At 73.7% G+C, this 25,227-nt stretch carries 22 protein-coding genes; 11 read left to right on the top strand and 11 right to left on the bottom strand.

Annotation, left to right across the window (positions count from 1 at the left end):
- Positions 1-53 precede the first annotated feature (53 nt).
- Together BM237_RS00600 and BM237_RS00605 are read left to right on the top strand one after the other, a co-directional pair.
- Positions 54-1,727 (top strand): sodium:solute symporter family protein, encoded by a 1,674-nt coding sequence (locus BM237_RS00600; protein ID WP_093846607.1) that lies wholly within the window; start codon positions 54-56, stop codon positions 1,725-1,727.
- A 248-nt stretch (positions 1,728-1,975) separates the two neighbouring features.
- Positions 1,976-2,263, top strand: coding sequence for a hypothetical protein (locus BM237_RS00605; protein ID WP_093847322.1), 288 nt, complete (start codon positions 1,976-1,978; stop codon positions 2,261-2,263).
- Positions 2,264-2,324: 61 nt separating this feature from the next.
- Here BM237_RS00605 and BM237_RS00610 read toward each other — a convergent pair whose 3' ends face one another.
- From BM237_RS00610 to BM237_RS00630, 5 genes are all read right to left on the bottom strand, one after another.
- Positions 2,325-3,038 carry a response regulator transcription factor gene (locus BM237_RS00610; RefSeq protein ID WP_093846609.1) on the bottom strand — a complete coding sequence of 238 codons (714 nt, stop codon included), beginning with the start codon at positions 3,036-3,038 and terminating at the stop codon, positions 2,325-2,327.
- Positions 3,039-3,290: 252 nt separating this feature from the next.
- The gene (locus tag BM237_RS00615; RefSeq protein ID WP_093846611.1) at positions 3,291-5,216 is read right to left on the bottom strand and encodes an outer membrane protein assembly factor BamB family protein; all 1,926 of its coding nucleotides are present in this window, start codon (positions 5,214-5,216) and stop codon (positions 3,291-3,293) included.
- Positions 5,217-5,459: 243 nt separating this feature from the next.
- Entirely contained in the window at positions 5,460-7,295 is a 1,836-nt protein-coding gene (locus tag BM237_RS00620) for an ABC-F family ATP-binding cassette domain-containing protein (RefSeq protein ID WP_093846613.1), read from the bottom strand.
- 181 nt (positions 7,296-7,476) lie between these two features.
- Positions 7,477-8,127, bottom strand: a complete 651-nt coding sequence (locus tag BM237_RS00625; RefSeq protein WP_093846615.1) for a hypothetical protein — start codon at positions 8,125-8,127, stop codon at positions 7,477-7,479.
- Between the two features lie 227 nt (positions 8,128-8,354).
- Positions 8,355-10,010, bottom strand: coding sequence for a penicillin-binding transpeptidase domain-containing protein (locus BM237_RS00630; protein WP_175540831.1), 1,656 nt, complete (start codon positions 10,008-10,010; stop codon positions 8,355-8,357).
- 487 nt (positions 10,011-10,497) lie between these two features.
- Between BM237_RS00630 and BM237_RS00635 the strand changes: the two genes are divergently transcribed.
- Entirely contained in the window at positions 10,498-10,737 is a 240-nt protein-coding gene (locus BM237_RS00635; protein WP_093846617.1) for a hypothetical protein, read from the top strand.
- 371 nt (positions 10,738-11,108) lie between these two features.
- Positions 11,109-11,480: a hypothetical protein gene (locus BM237_RS00640; RefSeq protein ID WP_093846619.1), complete on the top strand. Its 372-nt coding sequence runs from the start codon at positions 11,109-11,111 to the stop codon at positions 11,478-11,480.
- Positions 11,481-11,634: 154 nt separating this feature from the next.
- On the opposite strand, the gene BM237_RS00645 is transcribed toward BM237_RS00640, so the two are convergent.
- Positions 11,635-13,407, bottom strand: coding sequence for a dolichyl-phosphate-mannose--protein mannosyltransferase (locus BM237_RS00645; protein ID WP_093846621.1), 1,773 nt, complete (start codon positions 13,405-13,407; stop codon positions 11,635-11,637).
- 94 nt (positions 13,408-13,501) lie between these two features.
- Between BM237_RS00645 and rsmI the strand changes: the two genes are divergently transcribed.
- The 6 genes from rsmI (at position 13,502) to BM237_RS00675 (ending at position 19,245) form a co-directional block, all read left to right on the top strand.
- Positions 13,502-14,353 (top strand): 16S rRNA (cytidine(1402)-2'-O)-methyltransferase, encoded by an 852-nt coding sequence (gene rsmI / locus BM237_RS00650; RefSeq protein ID WP_093846623.1) that lies wholly within the window; start codon positions 13,502-13,504, stop codon positions 14,351-14,353.
- Between the two features lie 125 nt (positions 14,354-14,478).
- Positions 14,479-14,742 carry a hypothetical protein gene (locus BM237_RS00655; RefSeq protein ID WP_093846625.1) on the top strand — a complete coding sequence of 88 codons (264 nt, stop codon included), beginning with the start codon at positions 14,479-14,481 and terminating at the stop codon, positions 14,740-14,742.
- 49 nt (positions 14,743-14,791) lie between these two features.
- The gene (locus BM237_RS00660) at positions 14,792-15,622 is read left to right on the top strand and encodes a TatD family hydrolase (RefSeq protein WP_093846627.1); all 831 of its coding nucleotides are present in this window, start codon (positions 14,792-14,794) and stop codon (positions 15,620-15,622) included.
- A gap of 133 nt (positions 15,623-15,755) precedes the next feature.
- Positions 15,756-17,333 (top strand): resuscitation-promoting factor, encoded by a 1,578-nt coding sequence (locus tag BM237_RS00665; RefSeq protein ID WP_245793332.1) that lies wholly within the window; start codon positions 15,756-15,758, stop codon positions 17,331-17,333.
- A gap of 116 nt (positions 17,334-17,449) precedes the next feature.
- A complete protein-coding gene (rsmA, locus tag BM237_RS00670; protein WP_245793365.1) occupies positions 17,450-18,268 on the top strand; it encodes a 16S rRNA (adenine(1518)-N(6)/adenine(1519)-N(6))-dimethyltransferase RsmA in 819 nt (272 codons plus the stop codon).
- Positions 18,265-19,245: a 4-(cytidine 5'-diphospho)-2-C-methyl-D-erythritol kinase gene (locus BM237_RS00675; RefSeq protein WP_093846631.1), complete on the top strand. Its 981-nt coding sequence runs from the start codon at positions 18,265-18,267 to the stop codon at positions 19,243-19,245. Before rsmA ends, BM237_RS00675 begins: the two co-directional genes overlap by 4 nt.
- 165 nt (positions 19,246-19,410) lie before the next feature.
- Here BM237_RS00675 and BM237_RS00680 read toward each other — a convergent pair whose 3' ends face one another.
- The 5 genes from BM237_RS00680 to BM237_RS00700 form a co-directional block, all read right to left on the bottom strand.
- The gene (locus tag BM237_RS00680) at positions 19,411-20,217 is read right to left on the bottom strand and encodes an SDR family NAD(P)-dependent oxidoreductase (protein WP_093846633.1); all 807 of its coding nucleotides are present in this window, start codon (positions 20,215-20,217) and stop codon (positions 19,411-19,413) included.
- A 25-nt stretch (positions 20,218-20,242) separates the two neighbouring features.
- Positions 20,243-21,427 carry a serine hydrolase domain-containing protein gene (locus BM237_RS00685; protein WP_245793333.1) on the bottom strand — a complete coding sequence of 395 codons (1,185 nt, stop codon included), beginning with the start codon at positions 21,425-21,427 and terminating at the stop codon, positions 20,243-20,245.
- Between the two features lie 76 nt (positions 21,428-21,503).
- A complete protein-coding gene (locus BM237_RS00690) occupies positions 21,504-22,328 on the bottom strand; it encodes an energy-coupling factor ABC transporter ATP-binding protein (protein ID WP_425443631.1) in 825 nt (274 codons plus the stop codon).
- A 38-nt stretch (positions 22,329-22,366) separates the two neighbouring features.
- A complete protein-coding gene (cbiQ, locus tag BM237_RS00695; RefSeq protein WP_093846639.1) occupies positions 22,367-23,131 on the bottom strand; it encodes a cobalt ECF transporter T component CbiQ in 765 nt (254 codons plus the stop codon).
- 1 nt (position 23,132) lies between these two features.
- Positions 23,133-24,362, bottom strand: coding sequence for an energy-coupling factor ABC transporter permease (locus BM237_RS00700; protein ID WP_093846641.1), 1,230 nt, complete (start codon positions 24,360-24,362; stop codon positions 23,133-23,135).
- A gap of 387 nt (positions 24,363-24,749) precedes the next feature.
- Here BM237_RS00700 and BM237_RS00705 point away from each other — a divergent pair, with 387 nt between their 5' ends.
- On the top strand, positions 24,750-25,166 hold the full coding sequence (locus BM237_RS00705; protein ID WP_093846643.1) for an SsgA family sporulation/cell division regulator: 417 nt from the start codon (positions 24,750-24,752) through the stop codon (positions 25,164-25,166).
- The last annotated feature ends 61 nt before the right edge of the window (positions 25,167-25,227 follow it).

Raw genomic sequence — 25,227 nt, forward strand, 5'->3', positions numbered from 1 at the left:
TCAAGGGGCCTCCCCCCACAGCGGCCCCGTCACGCCACGGAGGCGACCTGCTCATGCCGTCGTACCAGCTGGCCCAGGATCTTCGGCTCCCCACGAACGCCCTGGACTACACGATCCTGGCCATCTACTTCCTCGTCGTCCTCGGAGTCGGGTTCGCCGCCCGGCGCAGCATCAAGACCAGCCTGGACTTCTTCCTCTCCGGCCGCTCGCTGCCCGCCTGGGTCACCGGCCTCGCCTTCATCGCGGCGAACCTCGGCGCGCTGGAGATCCTGGGCATGGCGGCCAACGGCGCGCAGTACGGCGTCTACACCGTGCACTGGTACTGGGTGGGCGCCATCCCGGCGATGGTCTTCCTCGGCCTGGTGATGATGCCCTTCTACTACGGGTCCCGGGTGCGCTCGGTCCCCGAGTTCCTGCTGCACCGCTTCGGACCCTCGTCCCACCTGCTCAGCGGCATCCTCTTCTCGGCCGCCTCGGTGCTCATCGCGGGCGTCAACCTCTATGCGCTGGCCATCGTGCTGGAGGCGCTGCTGGGCTGGCCGCAGTGGGTGTCCATCGTGGTCTCGGGCCTGTTCGTGCTGCTCTACATCACCCTGGGCGGTCTGTCCTCGGCCATCTACAACGAGGTCGTGCAGTTCTTCGTGATCCTGGCCGGGCTGATCCCGCTGACCGTCCTCGCCCTGGTCCGCGTGGGCGGATGGAGCGGACTGAGCGACTCGCTCACCGCCTCGCAGGGCGACAACTTCGTCTCGGCCTGGGGCGGCACCGGCATCGGTTCGGACAACCCGCTGGGCGCCAACTGGCTCACCATCGTGCTCGGCCTCGGCTTCGCCCTGAGCTTCGGCTACTGGACGACGAACTTCGCCGAGGTCCAGCGCGCCCTGTCGGCCAAGAACCTCTCCGCCGCCCAGCGCACCCCGTTGATCGCCGCCTTCCCCAAGATCTTCATTCCGGCGATCGTCGTCATCCCCGGTCTGGTGGCGCTGGTGGTGGCGCCGGACATCGGACCGGGCAGCGGCCTGGAGTACAACGAGGCGGTCCCCCTGCTGATGCGCGACCTGCTGCCCAACGGCGTGCTGGGCATCGCGGTGACCGGTCTGCTCGCCGCCTTCATGGCCGGCATGGCCGCCAACGTCTCCGCCTTCAACACCGTCTTCACCAACGACATCTGGCGGCCCTACCTGGTCAAGGACCGCCCGGACTCGTACTACGTGGCCACCGCGCGCGTGGTCACCGCGGTCGGTGTGCTGCTGGGCATGGGGACGGCGTTCATCGCGGCGACGTTCAGCAACATCATGAACTACCTCCAGACGCTGTTCTCCTTCTTCAACGTGCCGCTGTTCACCGTCTTCATCATCGGCATGTTCTGGAAGCGGATGACGGCCGCGGCCGGTTTCTGGGGGCTGCTGGCAGGCACGGTCTCGGCGATGGTCAACTACTTCTGGTTCTACCGGGGCGGACTGATCGACATCCCCACCGACCAGGGCGCCAACTTCGTCTCCGCCATCGTCGCCTTCGTCACGGGCACGCTCGTCGTCGTCGTCCTCACCCCCCTCACCAGGCCCAAGCCCGTCGAGCGGCTGGCCGGTCTGGTGTACGGCACCCGGGCCCCCGGGGTGGCCGAGCCCCCGGCCGCGGGCGACGAGGCCTGGTACCGCAGGCCCGCACTGCTGGGCTGGGGCGCGATCGTGCTGGCCGCCCTCTGCTACCTCCCCTTCTCCTTCTGAGCGCCCCGCGCACCGCACAGCGAAGGATGTGATCCACCGTGACGAACGACGGCAACGGCAGCAACGAGGGCAACGGCGGCGACGGTGCGGGCGGTCCGCACGGCGCCCACGAGTACCGCGGTCCCTCGGACTCCCGCACCCCCTCCGGTCCTTCCGACCCGGCCGACCCCGCCGACCCCGCCGACCCCGGTGTCCCCGGCGCCGGCAAGGGCGATCCGGAGCCGGACTGGCGGGAGGAGGAGCGCGACCTGGAGGAGCGGTCGGCCAGCGCCGCCCGGCTGTTCGACATCCGCCGCGTCATCGGCGTGCTGTTCGTGGTCTACGGCCTCCTGGTCACCATCGCGGGCTTCTTCGTCTCCGACGCCGACCTGGCCAAGGCCCAGGACGTCAACATCAACCTCTGGGCCGGGCTGTCGATGCTGGTCCTGGGACTGCTGTTCCTGCTCTGGCTGCGGCTGAGCCCGACGGTTCCGCCGCCGTCCCGGCGGGAGGCCGAGGGCGGCGACCCCGGTGGCGCGCCGCCCGCCGGGGAGTGACCCGCGCGTCCGCCGCCGTACGGCCGGGCTCGGCGGCGGGTACGGGTGCGGGGCCGGCGCGTCAGCCCGGCCCCGCACCCCGGTCCGCACCCCGGTCCGCACCGCCGTGCCCGCCGGCCACCCGGTCCAGCAGCCCGGTGCGGGCCGCCAGTGCCGCCGCCTCCAGCCGCGACCCGACCCCGAGCTTCATCAGCACCCGCTGCACATGGGTACGGGCCGTGCTGGGCGCGACCCCCATGCCCACCGCGATCGCCCGGGTGTCCTCCCCCTCCGCCACCCGCACCAGCACCTCGGCCTCGCGCGGGGTGAGCATCCGCAGCAGCCTGACGCCCTCGTCGTCCGGCTCGGTCCTCGGGTTGAGCAGCTCCGCGAAGGCGCCCCGCAGCAGTTGCGGCGCCACCGCCGCCTCCCCGGCCCGCGCCCTGGCCATGCCGCGCTCGACACCCTCGATCCGCTCGTCGTGCCGTATGTAGCCCGACGCCCCCGCCGCGAACGCCGCCGCTATCCCCCGCGGACTGGGCACCGGGCCCAGCACCACCACGGCGGTCTGCGGCCGCTCCCGCCTGATCCTCGCCACGGGGTCGAACGCCCCGGGCTCGGCGGGCGACGCCGTGCCCCACAGGCACACCTCGGGGGCCCTGCTGACCACCAGTTCCGCCGCCCCCGCGGCCGGGGCGGCGGCGGCGAGCACCCGGTGCCCGCGCAACTTCAGCGCCGAGGCGAGCGCCTCGGCGTGCAGACGGTGGTCGTCGACCACCATGAGCCGCACGGTCATCCGCACCCCTGTCGTTCCGTCGGCCCCGGTCTTCCGGGGCCGGGCCGTGCCCCGTACGGCCCTGCGAGCCGCCCGGCTCCGTCTTGCCCCCGGAAGCTACACGCTCCCCCCGCATCCCGCGCCCCTTCCGGCAAGAACCGGCGGGACCTCCCGCGGACCCACGCGAGCGGCCCCGCGCCCCTCCACAGGAAGGGGCGCGGGGCCGTCGGTGGCGGCGGGCCGCCGCGAGGGGCCGGATACGGCCGCGGAACCTCAGTTGTAGGCGGCTATCGCCAGGTCGCTCAGCCCGGCGGAGGCGTAGAACCTGTGGTTCACCAGGAAGAAGTGGCCGTCCTTCCAGAACGGGTGCACATCGGAGCCGCTGGCCATGTCGTACTCCTTCTTCGCACTGCCGGCCGGCAGCTTCATCCGCGGGGACGGCTTGCCGCTGCCCGGGTCGAGCGTGACGACCTGCCCCGGCTTGTCGTAGCCGGGGAGTTCGTAGGCGAGCAGCGCGCCGTCCTCCACGGTGACCGGAACGATCCGGCCGCCCGAGGTCGGCTCCCCCAGCCACTTCGACTTACCCGTGGTGAGGTCGAAGGCGATGATCTCGCTGGTCTGCCCGTACCCGCCGCCCTGGTGCGGCTTCGAGGAGATGTACATGGTCTCGCCGTCCACCACCGTGCCGGGGCAGTTGCTGAGCGTGATGCCCCGGCAGCCCAGCTCGTGGCGTTCCTTCTTGATGGTGATCTTCTCCTTGAGCTTGCCGCTGTCCGAGAGGACCATCACGTCGGTGATGTCGATGCTGGACTCGCCCCCGGCGTTGACCCCGAGGACCAGCGGGTCGGTGGAGAGGACCTTGCGGACGTCGATGCCGTCGGGGACCTTCCACTCCCACTTCTTCTTGCCGCCCGGGCCCACTCCCTGGACCTTCTGCGAGCCGCCGAAGCCGCACTCCAGCTTGGCGACGAGCTGGCCGCCGCCGGAGTAGCCGCGGTCCTTGCAGTCGGAGCCCTCCTCCTGCTGCCACAGCTCCTTGCCGGTCGACAGGTCGTAACCGACCGCGTTGCCGATCCAGGACGCCGCGGCGATGTCGCCGCTGACCGCCATCTCCGTGTAGCTGAACTCCGAGGAGCTGTCGCGCTTGGACGGCAGTTCCTTGTTCCACAGCTTCTTGCCCGCGGCCAGGTCGATGCCCATGACGAACTCGCAGCGCCGGCCGTACTGGACCACGGTCCTGTTCTCGGACATCTCGAAGGCGGCGGTGCAGTCCTTCGGGCGGGGCATGTCGATGGACCACGCCACCTTGCCGGTCTTCATGTCGTAGGCCGTGGTGGAACTCGTCGTGGCCTTGACGAGGTTGTCGCCCACGAACCACGTGCCGGGCGTTTCCGCGATGATGTCCTGCTTGTCCACCTTGGGCGGGTCGACCGTCCAGGCGAGCTCGGCGTCGATCAGGCCCTTCTCGCCGCCGGAACCGCCGGAGTCGCCGGAGTCACCGGAGCCTCCGGAGTCGCCCGAGCCCCCGTCGGCGCCCTGGGTGGTGCCCTTGTCGCCCTTCTTGGCCTCGGTGCCGCCGTCGTCCTTGGTCAGGAGCCAGACACCGCCGCCCGCCACGAGCAGGACCGCGACGACCGCGGCGACGACGGCCAGGATCTTGGCGTTCTTGCTGCCGCCGCCGGGCGGCTGCACGCCGCCGCCGTACATGGGCTGCGTCGGGTACTGGCCGTATCCGGGCTGCTGGCCGTACGCCGGGGGCTGGCCGTACGCGGGTGGCTGCCCGTACGCGGGGGCCTGGCCGTACGGTGCCTGGGGCATCTGCCCCGGCTGCTGCGGATAGCCGTACGGCGGCGGTGGCTGGTTGGGCGGGAACTGCGGTGCCTGGCCGAACTGGCCGGGCTGCTGCGGGTAGCCGTACGACGGCGGGCCCGGAGGCGGCGTCTGCGGCGACTGCCCCGGCTGGTCCGGCTGGTCCGGCCGGTCCGGCCGGTCCGCCGAAGGCTGCGGCGACTTGGACAGCGGAACCTGCGGAGTCTCCTTCCGCTCCGCACTCTCCTGCTGGTCCGACTTCTCCTGCTGCTCCGGCTGTTCTTGCTGCTCCGCCCCCTCCGGCTGCTCCGGTCGGTCGTCCGGCTGCTCCGGAGGGGGGCCGAAACCGCCGGACGGCGGCTGATGTGGTGGCGGAGGCGGCTGCGACATGGGTTTCCTCATTCACGCGCGGACCGGCTGCCCAGCCCCTCGCCCCCCGTGGGGCAGAGCGAATCGGACACGGCCCGCCACTTCTCGGCTGTTGCCGGCTCTTGGCGCCGACGGTCGGAAGGAAATTCTTTCTATCACCGGACACCCGGAAAGCCGCCTCCGGTTCCCGTTCCGGGCCATCAGGTGAGACCGGCCCGCGACCTGGCCGTTACCGTCCGCCGGGGCCGGCTCCGCCGCCGCCGGTCAGCCCTCCTCGGCCAGTTCCAGCCAGCGCGTCTCCAAGTCGTCGCGCTCATCGGTGAGTTCGCGCAGTTCGGCGTCGAGACCGGCGACCTTCTCGAAGTCGGTGGCGTGCTCGGCCATCTCGGCGTGCAGCACCGCCTGGCGCTCCTCGATCCGTTCCAGCCTGCGCTCGATGCGCTGCAGCTCCTTCTGCGCCGCACGCGAGAGGGCCGCGGGCTTGGCTGAGGACTTGGCGGCGGGCCGGGCCGCCGCCTGCCCCGCCGGAGCCGCGGCCGGGGCGCCGGGCGCGGTGGTCGCCTGCCGCAGCCGCTCGCGGCGCTCCAGGTACTCGTCCAGCCCGCGCGGCAGCATCCGCAGCGTGCCGTCGCCCAGCAGCGCGTGCACCCGGTCCGTGGTCCGCTCGACGAAGTAGCGGTCGTGGGAGATGACGACCAGTGAGCCGGGCCAGCCGTCGAGCAGGTCCTCGAGCTGGGTCAGGGTCTCGATGTCCAGGTCGTTGGTCGGCTCGTCCATGAACAGCACGTTCGGCTCGTCCATCAGCAGCCGCAGGATCTGGAGCCTGCGGCGCTCACCGCCGGAGAGGTCCCCGACGGGCGTCCACTGCTTGTCCTTGCCGAAGCCGAAGCGCTCGCACAGCTGGGAGGCGCTCATCTCGCGCCCCTTGCCCAGGTCGACGCGCGAGCGCACCCGCTCCACGGCCTCCAGCACACGCCAGGCGGGGTCGAGTTCGGCGACCTCCTGGGAGAGGTAGGCCAGCCGCACCGTCCTGCCGACCTTGATCCGGCCGGCGGCCGGCTGCTTCTCGCCGCCGCTGTACGCCGCGTCCGCCAGCGCCCGCAGCAGCGAGGTCTTGCCGGAGCCGTTGACGCCGACCAGGCCGATCCGGTCGCCGGGGCCGAGCTGCCAGGTCAGGTGCTTGAGCAGCACCTTGGGCCCGGCCTGGACGGTCACGTCCTCCAGGTCGAAGACGGTTTTGCCCAGCCGGGAGTTCGCGAACTTCATCAGCTCGGCGCTGTCGCGCGGCGGCGGCACGTCGGCGATCAGCTCGTTGGCGGCCTCGACGCGGAAGCGGGGCTTGCTGGTGCGGGCGGGGGCGCCGCGCCGCAGCCAGGCCAGCTCCTTGCGGACCAGGTTCTGCCGCTTGGCCTCCTCGGTGGCCGCGATGCGCTCGCGCTCGGCGCGGGCGAAGACGTAGTCGCTGTAGCCGCCCTCGTACTCGTGGACGGTGCCGCGCTGCACGTCCCACATCCGCGTGCACACCTGGTCCAGGAACCAGCGGTCGTGGGTGACGCAGACCAGCGCCGAGCGCCGGGCGCGCAGGTGCCCGGCGAGCCAGGCGATGCCCTCGACGTCGAGGTGGTTGGTGGGCTCGTCCAGCACGATCAGGTCCTGCTCGGCGATGAGCAGCTTCGCCAGCGCGATCCGCCGCCGCTCGCCGCCGGACAGCGGGCCGATGACGGTGTCCAGGCCCTGCGGGAAGCCGGGCATGTCCAGCCCGCCGAAGAGGCCGGTGAGGATGTCGCGGACGCGGGCGTTCCCGGCCCACTCGTGGTCGGCCATGTCGCCGATGACCTCGTGCCGGACGGTGGCGGCCGGATCGAGCGAGTCGTGCTGGGTGAGCACGCCCAGCCGCAGCCCGCCGGCGTGGGTGACCCGGCCGTCGTCGGCGGGCTCCAGCTTCGCCAGGATGCGCACGAGGGTGGTCTTGCCGTCGCCGTTGCGCCCGACGACGCCGATCCGGTCTCCCTCGCTGACGCCGAGGGAGACGCCGTCGAGCAGCGCACGGGTGCCGTACACCTTGCCGACGGCTTCCAGATTGACGAGGTTCGTGGCCATGGGGCTCCCGTTGCCCGGCACGCCGGGCTGGTGTGGTCTTCGGGTGGGCTGGTCAGCCTCTCAGCCTAGTCGCCGCCCGAGGGCACACGCTCATGCCCGCCCTGCGGGCGACCGCTCCGCCCGCAGGGGCACCGCACGAGCCCGCACACCAGCGCGGAACACCCCCGCGAAGGCCGCCGGCTCAGTACGACGGGCTGTGCTGGGCCGGGGCCGAGCGCGGGGTCGGCCGGTTGAGGCCGAACAGCGAGCCGGTGGCGACCGCCAGCTCGGCGGCGCAGTCCGCCGCCGGCTGTTCCGGGACGCCCATCCGGCGCAGCGCTCCGGAGAACGCGTCCTCCAGCAGGGCCAGCCGCCAGCTCAGCTCCGCGGGCCCGACCTGGCGGCCGTCGCCCGGCCGGCTCGACAGGACGGTCAGCACGTCCTGGGCGTTGCTCTGCAGATCGGCCAGGGACTGCCAGCCGTTCGGCAGCCGCGCCGAGCTCTGGCCCGACGGCTCCGAATCGGTTGCGCCCAGCGTCACGGGGAGTCGCGCGGGGATCGAGGAGTACCAGTCGACCAGCGCACCGCTCAGATCCGCCCGCAGGCCGTCGAGGAAGCTCAGCAGGACCGCGGCGCCCATGGGAGCGCCGACGGGCTCGACGCGCGGCGCGGAGTCCTCCGGCGCGGGCGTCCTGCCGCCCGCGCCGGGGCCCATGAACGACCGGATGACGACCGAGACCTCCTCCTGCTGCGCCGGAGCGGATCGCTGGGCGGGCAGCAGAAGCGCCCGTACGGGCGCGATGCCGCGGGCGGCCTGTTCGGCCGCCGCCTGGCACGCGTAGTCAGTGGGCACGGGTCCCCCCTTCTTCCGAAGCCGCCTTCTCGCGCGGCGCCGGTCTTGCGTTTCGGGGCCGTACCGTATCGTTCCGCAGCGGCTTCGGGGAGATGTCCGTCACACAGAGTTCACGCGGGGCCCCGCCCCGGAATTCCGCCCGGGGCCACGCCCGGTCTCCTGCCCGCAGCGGGTACGGCCCGCGCGATGCCGTCTCGCGCGGGCCGTACGGAGTGCCGGAGGCCGGGTCAGCCGACGGAGTTGAGCACCTGGCGGACGACCGGGCCCGCGTTCTTGCCGCCGTGGCCGGAGGCGGGGACGACCGCCGCGGCGGCCATGTCGCCCCGGTAGGCGGTGAACCAGGCGTTGGGCTTCTTCTGCCCGTCCACCTCGGCCGAGCCGGTCTTGGCGCCGAAGTCGCCGCTGGTGCCGGCCATCGCCTCGGCCGCCGAACCGCTGGTGGCCGTCAGCCGCATCAGCGAGCGCAGCTCCTGGGAGACGGCCGGGGAGAGGGTGCGCGGGGCCCTGGCCAGGCCGCGGCCGTCCACCTCGGGCGAGACGATGTACGGCTGGCGGAAGACACCGCTCTTCACCGTCGCCGACACCGAGGCCATGATCAGCGGGTTCGCCCTGACCCCGCCCTGCCCGATCAGCGAGGCGGCCATCTGCGCGTCGGACTGCACGGGAACCGAGCCGTCGAAGGTGGCGGTGCCGACCTGCCAGGTCAGCCCGATGCCGAAGACGTCGCGGGCCTGCTTGGTGAGGTCGTCGTCCGACAGCTCGCCGGCCTGGCTGATGAAGGCGGTGTTGCAGGAGGCGGCGAAGGACTGCGCGAAGGTGCCGCCGTTGATCTCGAACTTGTCGAGGTTCTGGAACCTCCAGCCGCCGTGGGTGAAGTACTTGGGGCAGGGGTGCTGCTTCGCGCTGGAGGCCAGGCCCTTCTCGATGAGCATCGACGCGGTGACGATCTTCATCGTGGAGCCGGGGGCGAGGGAGCCCTTGAAGGCGGTGTTGAAGCCCTTCGCCGGGGTGTTGGCGACCGCCAGGATCTCGCCGGTGCTGGCCTTCAGCGCGACGACCGACGCCTTGGGCTTGCCCGCGACGGCCTGGACGGCGGCCTTCTGCACCTTGGCGTCCAGCGTGGTCCTCAGCTCGCCCGGGGTGCCCTTGCTGAGCCGTTTGAGCGTCTTGACCTCCTTGCCGGCGGCGTCGGTGATCCGGGTCTCGTAGCCCGGCTTCCCGTCGGTCCTGTCGCCGAAGCGCTTGCGCAGGTCGGCCAGGGTCGCGGCCAGTTCGGGGTACTCCTCGGCCGTCAGCTCGGCGCCGTTGCGGTCCAGGGCCTTGATGGGCGGGGCCCCGGCCTCGGCGGTCTCCAGCTTCCGGCCGCCGGTGAGCTCGGGGTGGAGGACGGACGCCTCCCAGTCGACGACGGGCTCGCCGCTGTCGTCGTCCCGTACGACCGTCAGCTCCGACTCGTACGTCCAGGCGGCGGGCTTCTCCTCCTTGTCGTACTCCACCTCGGCCGTCACGGTGAACGGGACGTCGGCGCCCGCGGCGGTGCCCGGTTCCAGGCGCACGCCCGACACCCGGGCGTCCTTCCGGAAACCGGTCAGGGCCTTGGCGGCGGCGGCCTCGTCGTCGGTCAGCGCGGCGGCCTCGTCGGCCTTCCCCTCCTGCCAGGCCCTCAGGAACCTTGCGGCGGTCTCGCGGACCTCCTTCGGCGAGGGCGGGCCCGTCTCGGCCGCCGGTTCACCGGTCCGGCCTTCGGAGAAGGCCACGTCCTGCCTGCTCTGGCCGCCGGCCGCGCCGCTGTCGCCGATCAGGGTGTACGCCCCGAACCCGGCGGCTCCGACCACGGCGGTGAAGACCGCTCCGATCACCGCCACCTTCCGACCGTCACGCATGAGTCTCCCGAATCTCCGCCCCTGCCCCGGACCGACACCGCCGGGGGCCCGTGCGAAGAACCCTAGAGCACATGGGCGACACGGACCGGGGCCAGGCGTGCGGACCGGCGCCCGGTGGGGCTCCGCGAAACGACCGCGGGACTTTCCCGTCCACCACGAGAATGATTAGTGTGCTTTTCCGAAGATGAACAGCGGGAAAAGCGTTCCGATTGCCCTTCGACGCGCCCGGCATCGCCCTGTTCACCCTTTCGGAAGCACAACCCCCGCCCATCACCGTCGTTGTCACTGCGAAGCAGAAGGCCGATCCTCCTTCCGGCAATTAACGTCACGGGCCCGCGCCGCAGCCGGCGGCGCGGGCCCGTGACACGTATGGAGCAGAAAATATCAGCGCGGCGCGCGGCAGGGCTTACCGTGTACTCGGCTCGCCAGTTCCTAGCATTACGCACACAAGCCCGTGAAGCGGCTTCGTACATTGGAGGTACATGCCATGAAGATGAAGCGGACCGCCGCCGTCGCGCTTTCCGCCGCCGCCCTGGTGATCGGCGGAGCCGGCGTCTCCCAGGCCAACGACGGCCCGAAGTTCCAGAACAACGCGCAGATCCTCCCCTGCGTCAACCTGGAACTGCTGAACGTCCCGATCGCGTCGGCGGACATCAACAACCTCGACTGCTCCGTCACCTACGTGGAGTCGAAGAAGGTCTCCTCCTACGAGTCCTTCAGGGACTGAGGAGTCGACCGGACCACCGGCACACCACCGCCGAAAGGCCGCCCCGGCACACCGGGGCGGCCTTTCGCCTTTCCCTGACACGCTCGCGGCATATAGCCGAAAACAACACCCGCTTGGCGCAGTGGCGACACATAAGCCCAGGTAGTGCGCCCATCGAAGATGCCTCGGACCCGTTTTCCGCAGGACACGCAGAAACGTGGAAGCGCGCAATCGGGGATTCGGTGGGTTAATGTCGCCGACGTGGGGGCAACTCCCGCCTTTCCGGTGAGCCGGCCGAACTGCGGCCGCAATCCGGAAACCGGTTATCCGGCCGCTCGGCGGCGGCCGGGGACATCGGAACCTTCCTTCTCTCGTCAAGGAGACAAGACAGCATGATGCTGAAGAAGACGCTCGTCGTTTCTTTCGCCGCCGCCATGGCCCTCGCGGGTGGGGCCGCCAGCGCCCACGCCGGTGAGGCCAAGTTCGAGAACAACGCGCAGATCCTGCCCTGCCCGAACCTGGAGGTCGTCAACCTCCCGATCCTGTCGAGCGACATCAACAACCTCGACTGCTCTCGGAACTCCAAGGAGGAGGTCCAGATCAAGAAGGTCGTGAAGGTCGAGAAGGAGTCCGACATCCACGTCGCTCCGAAGCAGGAGCAGGCCCAGGGTCAGGGCCAGGGCCAGAAGGCCGAGCAGGGCCAGGGCCAGAAGCAGGAGGGCGAGAACGAGAACGAGAACATGAACGCCGTCAAGAAGCACTGAAGCGCCTGACGCCTCGCGTCGGACCGCCTCGGAACGCCGCCCGCCGGGCTCACCGGCGGGCGGCGCCGCTTTCCCGCCGTAGCCGCGCTCGCCGCCGGCTCGCCGAGGCAGCGGGCCCCGCCGGCCCCGCGGGCTCCCCGGCTCCGGGCCGGAGTCAGATCCAGGTGTCCAGCCACATACGGGACTGCCAGGCGTCCTTGGGGATCTGCACCCCGGTGTAGAGCGGGTGGAAGTAGACGAAGTTCCACACGATCAGCAGCACGAGCACACCCGCGCCCACCGCGCCCACCGCCCGCCGCCGCTCCGTGCTGCCGGGCGGACCGAGGATCGCCCCGGTCATCATCGCCAGCGCCAGGCACAGAAACGGCACGAAGACGACCGCGTAGAAGTAGAAGATCGTGCGCTCCTGGTACAGGAACCACGGCAGCCAGCCCGCCGCCACCCCGCACAGGATCGCGCCCGCGCGCCAGTCGCGCCGCAGCGCCCAGCGGTACAGGCAGTACAGCAGCGCGAAGCAGGCCGCCCACCACAGCAGCGGGGTGCCCAGGGCGAGCACCTCGCGGGCGCAGCCGCCCTCCGCCGTGCAGCCGTTCTCGCCCCTGTCGGAGGACTCGTAGAAGTACGACACCGGGCGGGCGGTCACCAGCCAGCTCCAGGGGTGGGACTGGTAGGTGTGCTCGGAGGTCAGCCCCACGTGGAAGCTGTAGACCTCGCTCTCGTAGTGCCACAGGCTGCGCAGCGGGGCCGGAACCCAGGTCATGTCGAACTGGGGCAGGGGCAGCTTCAGGCCGGTGAAGGGGATGGGCAGCGACTCCGGCGACAGCCCCCGGCGCCCCTCCGCCCAGGTGCGGAAGTAGCCGTCCCGGCCCGCGAACCAGCCCGCCCACGAGGCCACGTAGACGGCGACCGCGACCGGCACCAGGGAGAGGAAGGCGGGGGCGGCGTCCCGGCGCAGCATCGACCGGTGGGGGTGCCGGGCCCCGGCGGTGCGCCGGGAGGCGGCGTCCCACAGGACCGTCAGGATCCCGAAGGCGATCAGGACGTACAGGCCGCTCCACTTGGTGGCGCAGGCCAGCCCCAGGCAGAGGCCGGCCGCGAGCCGCCAGGGGCGTGCGCCCAGGCCCAGCCGGTCGCCGGCGTCCGCGTCGGGCCGCCCGTCCGGCGGCAGGGCCGCGGCGAGCCGGGCGCGGGCCCGGTCGCGGTCGATCAGCAGGCAGCCGAAGGCCGCCAGCACGAAGAACATCAGCACCAGATCGAGCAGCGCGGTGCGGCTCATCACCAGGTGCAGGCCGTCCACGGCCAGCAGGAGCCCCGCCAGGCAGCCCAGGGCGGTGGAGCGCAGCAGCCGGCGCCCGATGCGGCAGACCATCAGCACCGACAGCGTGCCGAGCACCGCCGTCATGAAGCGCCAGCCGAACGGCGTCAGACCGAACGCCGCCTCGCCCATGGCGATGATCCACTTGCCCACGGGCGGGTGCACCACGTACGAGGCGGCCTCGCTCAGCGGGGCCGCCGCGGGGTTGCCGAGGATGGTGTCGTTGGCGCCGTCGGGCCAGGTGCCCTCGTAGCCGAGCCGGTACAGCGCCCAGGCGTCCTTGGCGTAGTAGGTCTCGTCGAATATCACCGCGTGCGGCGAGCCGAGGTTCCAGAAGCGCAGGAGGCCGGCGAGGAGCGCCACGAGGACCGGGCCGCCCCACGCCGTCCGGCGGCCCAGCAGCCGCGCGTCGTCCCCGTCCAGTCCGAACAGTCCCCACACCCGGCCGCGGCCGGGCTCCGGGTACGGCGGCACCAGCCGCTCCCGTGCGCCCGCCCGGGGCGGCGGGGCGTATCCGTAGCGCCGCAGCCGCCCGCGCCACGTCGGGGTCGGCTCCCCGACGGGCTCCCCGGGCCGGGCCTGAGTCGCGGTGTCACTGGTCACGCGGGCCATCGTAGGGAACGGCCCCGTCGCGCGGTGCCGCGCACCGGCGGGCGGGAGGTGCCGCACCGGCCCCGGCCCCCGTCGGAGCTGCGAGGATGGCGGGGTGAGCGGAACACTCGTACTGGCAGGCACACCCATCGGCGACACCGCCGACGCACCGCCCCGGCTCGCGGCCGAGCTGGAGGGGGCCGACATCGTCGCCGCCGAGGACACCCGGCGGCTGCGGCGGCTCACCCAGGCGCTGGGGGTGCGGATCTCCGGCCGGGTGGTGTCGTACTTCGAGGGCAACGAGGCCGCCCGGACCCCGGAGCTGGCCGACGCGCTGTCGGAGGGTTCCCGGGTGCTGCTGGTCACGGACGCGGGGATGCCGTCGGTGTCCGACCCCGGCTACCGGCTGGTGGCCGCCGCCGTCGAACGCGGGATCAGGGTCACGGCCGTGCCCGGGCCGTCCGCCGTGCTGACCGCGCTGGCGCTGTCGGGACTGCCGGTGGACCGGTTCTGCTTCGAGGGCTTCCTGCCGCGCAAGACGGGAGAACGGCTGGCGCGGCTGCGCGAGGCCGCCGGGGAGCGCCGCACGCTGGTCTACTTCGAGGCCCCGCACCGGCTGGCCGCCGCACTGGCCGCCATGGCCCAGGCCTTCGGCGCCGACCGCCGGGCCGCGGTGTGCCGGGAGCTGACCAAGACCTACGAGGAGGTGCGGCGCGGCACACTGGGCGAGCTGGCCGCCTGGGCGGAGGAGGGCGTGCGGGGCGAGATCACCGTCGTGGTCGAGGGCGCGCCCGCCGAGGCGCCCGGCGCGGTGGACGCGGCCGAGCTGGTGCGCCGGGTGGCGGTGCGCGAGGCCGCCGGGGAGCGCCGCAAGGAGGCCATCGCGGAGGTGGCGCGCGAGGCGGGGCTGCCCAAGCGGGAGGTCTTCGACGCGGTGGTCGCGGCGAAGAACGCGGGAACGGTCTGAGCGGTCCGGACGGCGGGCGGGAGCCCGGCCCGGAAAGGGGCGAGACGGGGACGGACGGGCAGAATCGTGCATTTCCGGCCGGGAAGGAGTCCACTGGTAGGAAGGAGAACCGGAAGGAGGATCCCATGGACCCCAGGGAGACGACCACCCACGAGGAGTACTCCTTCGCCTGCCTGCGCTGCGGCCACGGCTGGGAGCGGTCGTACGGGATACGGCACCACACCGACCGCGACGGACGCCCCTTCGTCACCTACCACGATCCGGCGGACGGCGGGCGGGTGCCGTCGCCGCTGACGCACCCGGCCTGCCCGAACTGCGACTCGCACGTGGTGCGGATCATGCGGGCGGGGCGGGTGTACGAGGCGGAGCGGGCCCTGCCGTGGAGGTGACGCCGGGCGGGCGTGGGACGGCCCGGCCGGGCGTCCTAGGATCGCGCCCATGGAGAAGTCCGCGCAGCCCGCGCCGCCGCCCGTACCGCTGAACGTGCCGGTCGCCGACTCGCACACCCATATCGACATGCAGGACGCCACGGTCGCCCGGACCGTCGCCGCGGCCGCCGCGGTGGGCGTGACGACCCTGGTGCAGGTCGGCTGCGACCTGGAGCGGTCCCGCTGGTCGGCGCGGGTGGCCGCCGAGCACGACGCGGTGTGGGCCGCCGTCGCCCTGCACCCCAACGAGGCGCCGCGGCTGGAGCGGGACGGGGGGCGGAAGGCGCTGGACGCCGCCCTGGAGGAGATCGCCGAGCTGGCCGCGCGGCCGGAGGTGCTGGCCGTCGGCGAGAGCGGCCTGGACCACTTCCGGACCGGCGAGGAGGGGCGGAAGGCCCAGCGGTACTCCTTCCGCCGCCACATCGAGACCGCCAAGCGGCTGGGCAAGGCCCTGGTGATCCACGACCGGGACGCCCACGAGGACGTGCTGCGGGTCCTTCGGGAGGAGGGCGCGCCCGAGCGGACGGTCTTCCACTGCTTCTCCGGCGACGCCGCGATGGCCCGGGTGTGCGCCGCGAACGGCTGGTTCATGTCCTTCGCCGGCAACGTCACCTTCAAGAACGCGCGGCCCCTGCGCGAGGCGCTGGCCGCCGCCCCGCCGGAGCTGCTGCTGGTGGAGACCGACGCGCCGTTCCTGACCCCGGCCCCGTACCGCGGGCGCCCCAACGCGCCGTACATGATCCCGTACACGCTGCGTGCGATGGCCGAGGTCAAGGGGCTGGACGAGGACGCGCTCGCGGAGCACGTCGCGGCCAACACGGCCCGCGCGTTCGGCTACTGACGGGCGCGCGGCGGCGGGCGCGCGCGGCACGGCGGCCCGCTTTTCGCAACGACGGGTAGTCGTACGACTTGGGAGAGTGACGAATGCTCCGCTAGGGTCCCGGCCCGCCACCAGGACCGCTTGGGAGTACGTCGTGAGCCATCCGCAGGGGATCCAGCAGTACGAGTACGCGTACCCCTCCGCACCGCCGCCGCACCGGCCGCATCAGCCGTGGGACTCGTGGGAGTACGGCGGCCAGGGGTACGGCGGCGGGCCGGAGTACGAGCGGGACCCGTACGACACCTACCGGCCCTCGTACGAGTTCCACGGCGCGCCGTACGGCGTGTACGGGGACCTCGGCGCGTACGGACCGCCCGAGGCGCCCCCGCGCCCGGAGCCCCCTGGGCATCCCGGACACCCCGGACACCCCGAACACTCCGGAGCCTTCGGTCCCGCCCTGTGGCTGCCCCGGCAGCCCACCGGCGGCCCCGCGGACACCTATCCGGACATCTCCCCGGGCGTCCCCCCGCAGGCGCACGGCCCCGCGAACGGCCCCGCGAACGGCCCCGCGCACGGCCCGGCCGGCGGCCGGGCCGCCGCCCGCCGGGCCGCACGGGAGCGGAAGGCCGCCCAGCGACCCGAGGTCCTGCGCCGCCTGCTGCCGCAGGCACTCGTCGTCGCCTTCCTGGCGGGCGGCACCTGCGCCTTCGTCGTGGACGACAAGGCCGTCAGCCTGTCGGTGGAGGGCGAGGACGGACCGCGCACCCTCCACACCTTCGCCGACGACGTCTCCGAGCTCCTGGCCGACGAGGGGGTGTCCGTCGGCGCGCACGACGCCGTCTCCCCCGCCCCCGGCGAGTCCCTCTCCCACGGCGACAGCGTCACCGTCCGCTACGGCCGCCCGCTGACCCTCACCCTCGACGGCCGCCCCCGGCGGGTGTGGACCACCGCCGCCACCGTGGAGGCGGCGCTGCGCGGGATCGGGGTGCGCCCGGAGGGGGCCCGCACGTCGGTGCCCCGCGACCGGCGCATCGGGCGCGACGGCCTGGCGCTGACCGTGTGGACCGAGCGGAGCGTGACCGTCCTGGCCGACGGCCGCGAGCACACCGTCCGCACCAACGCCGCGACCGTGCGCGGGGCGCTGGCCGACGCGGGCGTCGAACTGCGCGGCGCGGACCGCGCCTCGGTGGACCCGGACTCCGTGCCCCGCGACGGCCAGACCGTCACCGTGCTGCGCATCACCGAGACCGAGCGGGTGCGCGACGAGCCCGTCCCGTACACCACCGAGCGGCGCGAGGACCCGGCGCTGCCGCGCGGCACCGAGGTGGTGGAGCAGGCGGGCGCGCCGGGGCTGCGCCGGCTCACCTACGAGGTGCGCACGGTCAACGGGGTGCGGCAGCGGCCCCGCCTCACCGAGGCGGTGGTGGTGCGCGCGCCCAGGCCGCAGATCGTGCGCGTGGGCACCGCCGAGCCGCCCTCCTCAGTGCGGGGCGCCGACGGTCTGGACTGGGAGGCCCTGGCCCGCTGCGAGTCCGGCGGCCGCCCGGACGCGGTGGGCCCCGGCGGCCACGGCGGGCTCTACCAGTTCGACACCCGCACCTGGCGCTCCCTGGGCGGGAAGGGCCGTCCGCAGGACGCTCCGCCGGCCGAGCAGACCTACCGGGCGAAGAAGCTGTACGTGCAGAAGGGCGCGAGTCCCTGGCCGGTGTGCGGCCGTAAACTGCACCGGTGAGCTCAGCCCCCTCCCCCTCCCCCGACGCCGATACCGGTGCCGACACCGCCGCCGACACCGGCGTCGGCGCCGCTCCCGGCGCCGACGCCCTCCTCGGCCCCGCCGACGTCCGCGAGCTGGCCGCCGCGCTGGGGGTGCGCCCCACCAAGCAGCGCGGCCAGAACTTCGTCATCGACGCCAACACCGTCCGCCGGCTCGTGCGGACCGCGCGGGTGACGCCCGAGGACGTGGTGGTCGAGGTCGGCCCGGGGCTGGGGTCGCTGACGCTGGGACTGCTCCAGGAGGCCGCCCGGGTGACGGCGGTGGAGATCGACGACGTGCTGGCGGCGGCGCTGCCCGCGACCGTCTCCGCCCGGCTGCCCGGCCGGGCCGACCGCTTCGCGCTCGTCCACCACGACGCGATGCGTGTCACCGAACTGCCCGGCCCCGAGCCCACCGCGCTGGTCGCCAACCTCCCCTACAACGTCGCCGTACCCGTCCTGCTGCACATGCTGGCGACGTTCCCGTCGATCGAGCACGGCCTGGTGATGGTCCAGGCCGAAGTCGCCGACCGGCTCGCGGCCGAACCGGGCTCCAAGGTCTACGGGGTGCCGTCGGTGAAGGCCGCCTGGTACGCCCAGGTGCGGCGGGCCGGGGCCATCGGGCGCAACGTCTTCTGGCCCGCGCCCAACGTGGACTCCGGGCTGGTGTCGCTGACCCGGCGCGAGCCACCGCGCACCAGTGCCGGCCGGCGGGAGGTCTTCGCCGTGGTGGACGCCGCCTTCGCCCAGCGGCGCAAGACGCTGCGCGCGGCGCTGGCGGGCTGGGCGGGCTCGGCCGCGGCGGCCGAGGCGGCGCTGACGGCCGCGGGGATCGACCCCCGCGCCCGGGGGGAGTCACTGACGATCGAGGACTTCGCGGCCATCGCGGAGCGGAAGGGCACCACCAGCGCATGAGCACCGCACAGACGGCCGGCACGGGCACCCCCCGTACCGCCGCGCCGGTCACCGTACGCGTACCCGCCAAGGTCAACGTGCAGCTCGCGGTCGGCGGGCTGCGGCCGGACGGCTTCCACGACCTGGCCAACGTCTTCCTGGCCGTCGGCCTGTACGACGAGGTCACCGCCACCGCCACGGCCCCCGGCGAGGGCCCGCGCGTGACCTGTTCCGGGCCGGACACCGACCAGGTGCCGCTGGACCGCACCAATCTGGCCGTCCGCGCAGCCGACGCGCTCGCCGCGCGGTACGGCATCGTGCCGGACGTCCATCTGCACATCAACAAGGAGATCCCCGTGGCCGGCGGCATGGCCGGCGGCAGCGCGGACGCGGCGGGCGCGCTGCTGGCCTGCGACGCACTGTGGGGCACGGGCGCCTCGCGCGATGAACTGCTGGAGATCTGCGCGGAGTTGGGCTCGGACGTGCCCTTCTCCCTGGTCGGCGGCGCGGCGCTGGGCCGGGGCCGGGGCGAGCTGCTGACGCCGCTGGAGGTGGGCGGCGTCTTCCACTGGGTGTTCGCCGTCGCCCAAGGCGGGCTGTCCACCCCGGCCGTCTACCGCGAGTGCGACCGGCTGCGCGAGGCGCGCGGCGGCGGCGCGGGCGCCGACGCCGTACCCGCGCCCGAGGCGTCCCCCGAGCTGCTGGCCGCGCTGCGCACCGGGGACGCGGCCGCGCTGGCCGGGCAGCTGTCCAACGACCTCCAGCCCGCGGCCGTCTCCCTGCTGCCGTCCCTGGACGACACCCTGGCGGTGGGCACGGAGGCGGGCGCGTCGGCCGCCCTGGTCTCCGGCTCCGGCCCGACCTGCGCCTTCCTGGCCGAGGACGCGGCGGCGGCCTCGGACATCGCCTTCGCCCTGCGCACCTCGGGCGTCTGCCGCACCGCCCACACCGCCACGAGCCCGGCGCCGGGCGCCACGGTGGTCCGTCCGGCGGGCTGAGGACCGTCGGCGGAGGCCGACGTCGCTACGCGGGTGGTACGACCGGTCCGTGTGCGGGTCTGCCGGATCGTGAGGACGATGGTGCGGCCGCTGCGGCCGGGGGCGCGGGACGGAAGATTCCGTTCCGTCGGCGTGGCCGGAGCACTACGGGTCCGCGCGGCCCCCTCAGCCGGGCTCCTCCCCGCCGAGCGCCCGGCGCAGCCCGAGGTTGGAGACCAGCAGCCCGCCGTCGACGGGGAGGGTCAGGCCGGTGATCCAGGACGCGTCGGCCGAGGCGAGGAAGGCGACGGCCGCGGCGATGTCCTCGGGGCGGCCCACCCGGCCCAGCGGGTACTCCCGGGCCGCGCGCTCCAGCACCTCGTCGCGGCCCTCCCACGCCCGGGTGGCGACCGTTCCCGGCGCGACCAGGTTGACCCGTACGCCGCGCGGGGCGGCGTGCCCGGCCAGGGTGCGGGTCAGCGAGGCCAGCCCCGCCTTGGCGGCGCTGTAGGCGTGCCCGCCGAAGTCGCGCTCGCCGTTGACGGAGCCGACGCTGACGACGGCCCCGCGCCGGCCGGGGGCGGCGGCCAGGTGGGGCAGGGCGGCGCGGACGCAGCGGAACGCGCCGGTGAGGGTGAGGTCCAGGCCGCGCCGCCACTCCTCCTCCGCCAGGTCCTCGAAGAGCGGGGGCTCGGACTGGATGCCGTAGGCGTTGTTGACCAGGACGTCCAGGCCGCCGAACCGCTCCACCGCGTGAGCGACGGCCGCCCGTACCGAGGCGTCGTCGCCCACGTCGCAGACGGTGTGCCCGGCCTGTCCGCCCGCCCCGGCCACCTCCCGGGCCGTGCGCTCGGCGCTCTCGCCGTCGATGTCGGTGGCCAGCACCCGGGCGCCCTCGGCGGCCAGCCGCCGGCAGACCGCCGCGCCGATGCCCCGCCCGGCGCCGGTGACCAGTACCGCGTAGCCCCTCAGGCGTTCCTCGAACCGCTGCATCGGGCCAGCGTAGGCGCCGGGCCGGTCAACCGTCCCCGTGCGCCGCCGACTTCCGCAGCGCGCGCACCAGGGCCTGGGCGCGCGGGTCGGAGGTGACCGACTTCTGGAGGGAGTTGGTGACGTAGGCGAAGGCCAGCCCCGTCTCCGGATCGGCGAAGGCCAGCGAGCCGCCGCGGCCGGAGTGGCCGAAGGAGCCGGGGCCCAGCATCGGCGAGGACGGCCCGTGGAGCATGTAGCCCAGACCGAAGCGGGTGGCGACCAGCAGGACGCGGTCGGGTCCGGCCGACTCCTCGGTACGCGCCTGGGTGAGGGTGGCGGGGGCGTACAGGCGGCGGGTGCCGTCGCCGAGGTCGCCGATGAGCGCCGCGTAGAAGCGGGCCAGGGAGCGGGCGGTGGCCACGCCGGCGGAGGCGGCGAGCTCGGCGGCCCGGTAGGCGGGGGCGTTCTCGTCGGGCTGCGGGTCGATGGCGCCGAAGGCGCGGCGGGTGAGGGAGTGCGGGTCGCGCCAGGCGTCGGCGACCTCGCGCTTGGGGCGCACCCGCAGCCCGGCGGAGGCGGGCGCGGGCGGGGCCTCCACCTCGGCGATCCGGCCCACCCGGTGCGCCTGGTCGGCGGGCAGTCCGATCCACAGGTCGAGGCCGAGCGGTGCGGCTATCTCCTCGGCGAACCAGCGGCCCAGGCTCCGCCCGGTGACCCGCCGCACCAGCTCGCCCAGCAGCCAGCTGTAGGTCTGCGCGTGGTAGCCGTGGGCGGTGCCCGGCTCCCAGACGGGCTCCTGGGCGGCGACGGCGGACGGCCCGGAGACGCCGTCGAGCGCCTGCTCCGGGGTGAGGGGGGTGTCCAGGGCGGGCAGCCCGGCGCGGTGGGTGAGCAGGTGGCGCACCGGTACGCGCTCCTTGCCCGCCGCCTTGAACTCCGGCCAGTAGGTGCCCACCGGCGCGTCCAGGTCCAGGCGTCCGCGCTGGTGCAGCAGGTGGAGGACGGCGGCGGCCGGGCCCTTGGTGACCGAGCGGACGACCTGGGCGGTGCCCTCGGTCCAGGGCTCCCGCCCGCGGGGGTCGGCCAGGCCGCCCCACAGGTCGGCGACCTTGTGCCCGTCCCGGTAGACGGCCACGGCCGCGCCCCGGTCGCCGCGCTCGGTCAGGTTGGCGCGGAAGGCGTCGCGGACCGGCTCGTAGCCGTCCGCCACCGTGCCCTGGACGTCCACCACTGTCTTCGTGCTCCCGCCGGTCGAAAGGTGATGCGTGTGCCGATGTGTGCACCGATGTGTGCCGTCGTACATGGTGCTACGTGTGCGACGGCGACACCGACCGGGGGTCGAATCCGAAGGGCAGCTCCAGGCGGTGGGCGCGCATCAGCGCCTCGTCGCACAGCAGGTCCCGGGTGGGGCCGTCGGCGGCGATGACGCCCTCGCTGAGGACCACCGAGCGGGGGCACAGCTCCAGGGCGTAGGGCAGGTCGTGGGTGACCATGAGCACGGTGACGTCCAGCGACCGCAGGATGTCGGCCAGTTCGCGCCGGGAGGCGGGGTCGAGGTTGGAGGAGGGCTCGTCCAGGACGAGGATCTCCGGCCGCATGGCCAGCACGGTGGCCACCGCCACCCGGCGCCGCTGGCCGAAGGAGAGGTGGTGCGGGGGGCGGTCGGCGTACTCCTCCATCCCGACCAGGGCCAGCGCGTCGTGCACCCGGGCCGCCAGTTCGGCGCCGCGCAGCCCGGCGTTGGCGGGGCCGAAGGCGACGTCCTCGCGGACGGTGGGCATGAACAGCTGGTCGTCGGGGTCCTGGAAGACGATGCCCACGCGGCGGCGGACCTCGGCCAGGGCGGCCCGGTCCGAGGGGTCCACCCGCAGTCCGGCCACGGTGACGCTTCCCGCGCCGCCGGTGAGGATGCCGTTGAGGTGGAGCACGAGGGTGGTCTTGCCGGCGCCGTTGGGCCCGAGCAGCGCGACGCGCTCGCCGCGCGCCACCGTGAGGTCGACGCCGAAGAGGGCCTGGTGGCCGTCGGGGTAGGCGTAGGCGAGGCCGGAGACCTCCAGGGAGGGGGGCGGGGCGGGGTCGTTTCCCGGTTCGTCTCGCGGTTCGCCTCGCGAGTCGGTTCGCGGCTCGTTCAGAGGCTCGTTCAGTGGTTCGTCTCGCGGATCGGTTGCCGTCACAGCGTCCACCATCCCATCAGGCAGACCGCGAGCGCGGCGAGCGGGAGGGCGGCGGCAGAGGACCACTGGGTGCGGGTGGCGGCCGTCTCGTCGGCGGTGGGCATGGTGCCGGTGTAGCCGCGGCTGACCATGGCCAGGTGGACGCGCTCGCCGCGCTCGTAGGCGCGGATGAACAGCGCCCCGGCGGTCTTGGCGAGCACGCTCCACTGCCGCACGCCGCGGGCGGTGAAGCCGCGCGAGACGCGGGCCAGGCGCATCCGGCGCATCTCGTCGGCGATCACGTCGCCGTAGCGGATCATGAAGGAGGCGATCTGCACCAGCAGCGGCGGCATGCGCAGCCGCTGGAGGCCGAGCAGGATCTCGCGCAGCTCGGTGGTGGAGGCCAGCAGGACGGAGGCGGCGACGCCGAGGGTGCCCTTGGCCAGGACGTTCCAGGCGCCCCACAGGCCGGACTCGCTCAGCGACATGCCCAGCGCCTCCACGTGCGGGCCCTGTGCGACGAAGGGCATCAGTACCGCGAAGGCGACGAAGGGCACCTCGATCAGCATGCGCGTCAGCAGGTGGCGGGCGGGGACGCGGGAGAGCGCGGCGACGGCGGCCAGCAGCAGCGCGTAGGCGCCGAAGGCCCACATCGCCTCGCGCGGGGTGGCGACGACGGTGAGGACGAAGGCGAGGACGGCCGCGATCTTGGTGTGGGCGGGGAGGCGGTGCACGGGCGAGTGCCCGTGGCGGTAGAGCCGGTGGGCGTGTCCGGCGCCCATCTCAGGCGTTCCCTGCGGGGGTGCGGCCGGTGTCGCTCTCCGCCCGGCCGGCGCCGCCGTCCGCGGCCGGTGCGGCGGCTGCTCCGGCGGTGGCCCTGGCGTTCCTGCGGCGGCTCGCGACGACGAGGACTCCGGTGCCGGCGGCCAGCGTCGTGCCGGCGCCGATGACGCCGGCGAGTCCGCCGGAGAGGCGCTCGTCGGCGATGGAGGCGATGCCGTAGTCGGCGAGCGGGGAGCCGGCCAGGCCGTGCTCCTCCTCCTCGGTGGAGATGCCGTACTCGCCGGCGACCCTCTCCAGGCCGTCGGGGGCACCGGAGGCGTAGAAGCTGACGACGCCGGCGCACAGGAGGGTGGCGGCCAGTCCGCCCGCCCAGACCTTCCGGGCGGAGGCGGGGCGGGTGGCGGGCGCGGGGGCCTCGGCGGGCCCGTCGGTGCCGGATGTGGTGCCGGATGTGGTGGTGGAGGTGGTGGTGGAGGTGGTGGTGGAGGTGGTGGCGGCCTGCGGGACGGGGCCCGCACCGGGGGTGGCGACCGGGCCGCTGCGCAGGACGAGGGGGCGGGCGAGTCCGCGGGCGGCGTACACCAGGTCCGGGCGGACGGCCAGGACGGCGCCGACGGTGGCGGTGGTGATCAGCGCCTCGCCGACGCCGATCAGGGTGTGGACGCCGAGCATCGCGGTGAGGACCTTGCCCAGGGGGACCTCGGCGGTGCCGCCGAGCGCGTACAGGCCGGTGAAGACGGCGGCGGCGGCCGGTACGGAGAGCAGCGCGGAGACGAAGGCGGCGGCGGTGACCGAGCCGCGGCGGCGCGGCAGGACCCGTACCAGGGCGCGGAAGACGGCGTAGGAGGCGACGACGGTGACGACGCCGATCAGGGTGATGTTGGTGCCCAGCGCGGTGAGGCCGCCGTCGGCGAAGAGCAGGGCCTGCATCAGCAGGACGACGGAGAGGGCGAGCACCCCGGTGTAGGGGCCGACGAGTATCGCCGCCAGCGCCCCGCCCATCAGATGGCCGCTGGTGCCCGCGCCCACGGGGAAGTTGAGCATCTGCACGGCGAAGACGAAGGCCGCCACGAGACCGGCCAGCGGCGCGGTGCGCTCCGCTCCGTGGTGGGCGGCGGCACCCGCCAGCTCGCGGCGGGCGCCGCGCAGGCTGACCGCGACGGCGGCCGCGGCGACGGCGCCGGTGGCCACCGAGACCGGGGCGTTGAGAAATCCGTCGGGCACGTGCATGGCAGGACTCCGCTTCTCGGGCTTCCACCGCCGGCCGCGGCCCCGCCGCACCGCGGCCGGCGGGTGCGGAGAGCCGGGGCGGCTCTACACCTCGATGGTAAGGAGTAGTTGCAACCTCTTCGCAAGAGCGCCCTTGTCGCCACTGAACGGGCCCGAGGGGTGCGACGGACGGGTGTCACGCAGGGCGACAGGCGGGAGGACCCAGCGTTTCCACCCCGTCCGGTTGCCGGTGGATCGGGATACTTGCCCGGTCCGGGGGAAGACGACATCAATGTCGGATCTTCACCAAACTGTTGCGGAACTCACATCGATTACCTGCGGTATGCCGTCATGAAAACGCTCTGACGGGGTCGTAGGAGAAAAGGCCCCCGGAAAAGGAGCAACCCCATGCGCGCAGTCGTCGACCACAGCGTCCAGGCACGTCTGATCACCGTCCCCTCGGTCACCCGCGAGGTGACCGTCGGGCTGCGCTACGACCGCCACGATCCCTTCGCCGTCAGTCTGGTCTTCCCACCCGACGTCTCCCTGGACGGGCAGGAGGTCGCCTGGGTGTTCTCCCGCGAACTGCTGGAGGATGGGCTGCGGGCCGCGGTGGGCCTCGGTGACGTGCACATCCGGCCTTCCGGCCCCGAGCGGCCCGAGCGGACGGTCATCGAACTGCGCGCTCCCGAGGGGGTCGCGGTGATCGAGTTCGACACCACCGGTCTGCTGCGCTTCCTGCACGGCACGTACGGCGTGGTGCCGGGCGGCTCCGAACACCTGGAGCTGGACCTGGACCGCGGGCTGACCTCCCTGCTGGGCTGAGGCGGCGGCCGCGCGTCCGGCGCTTCGGCAAGCAGGCGCCGGGAGACGGCCGGAACCAACA

The sequence above is a fragment of the Streptomyces mangrovi genome, from assembly GCF_900114215.1.
Classification (GTDB): Bacteria; Actinomycetota; Actinomycetes; order Streptomycetales; family Streptomycetaceae; genus Streptomyces; species Streptomyces barkulensis.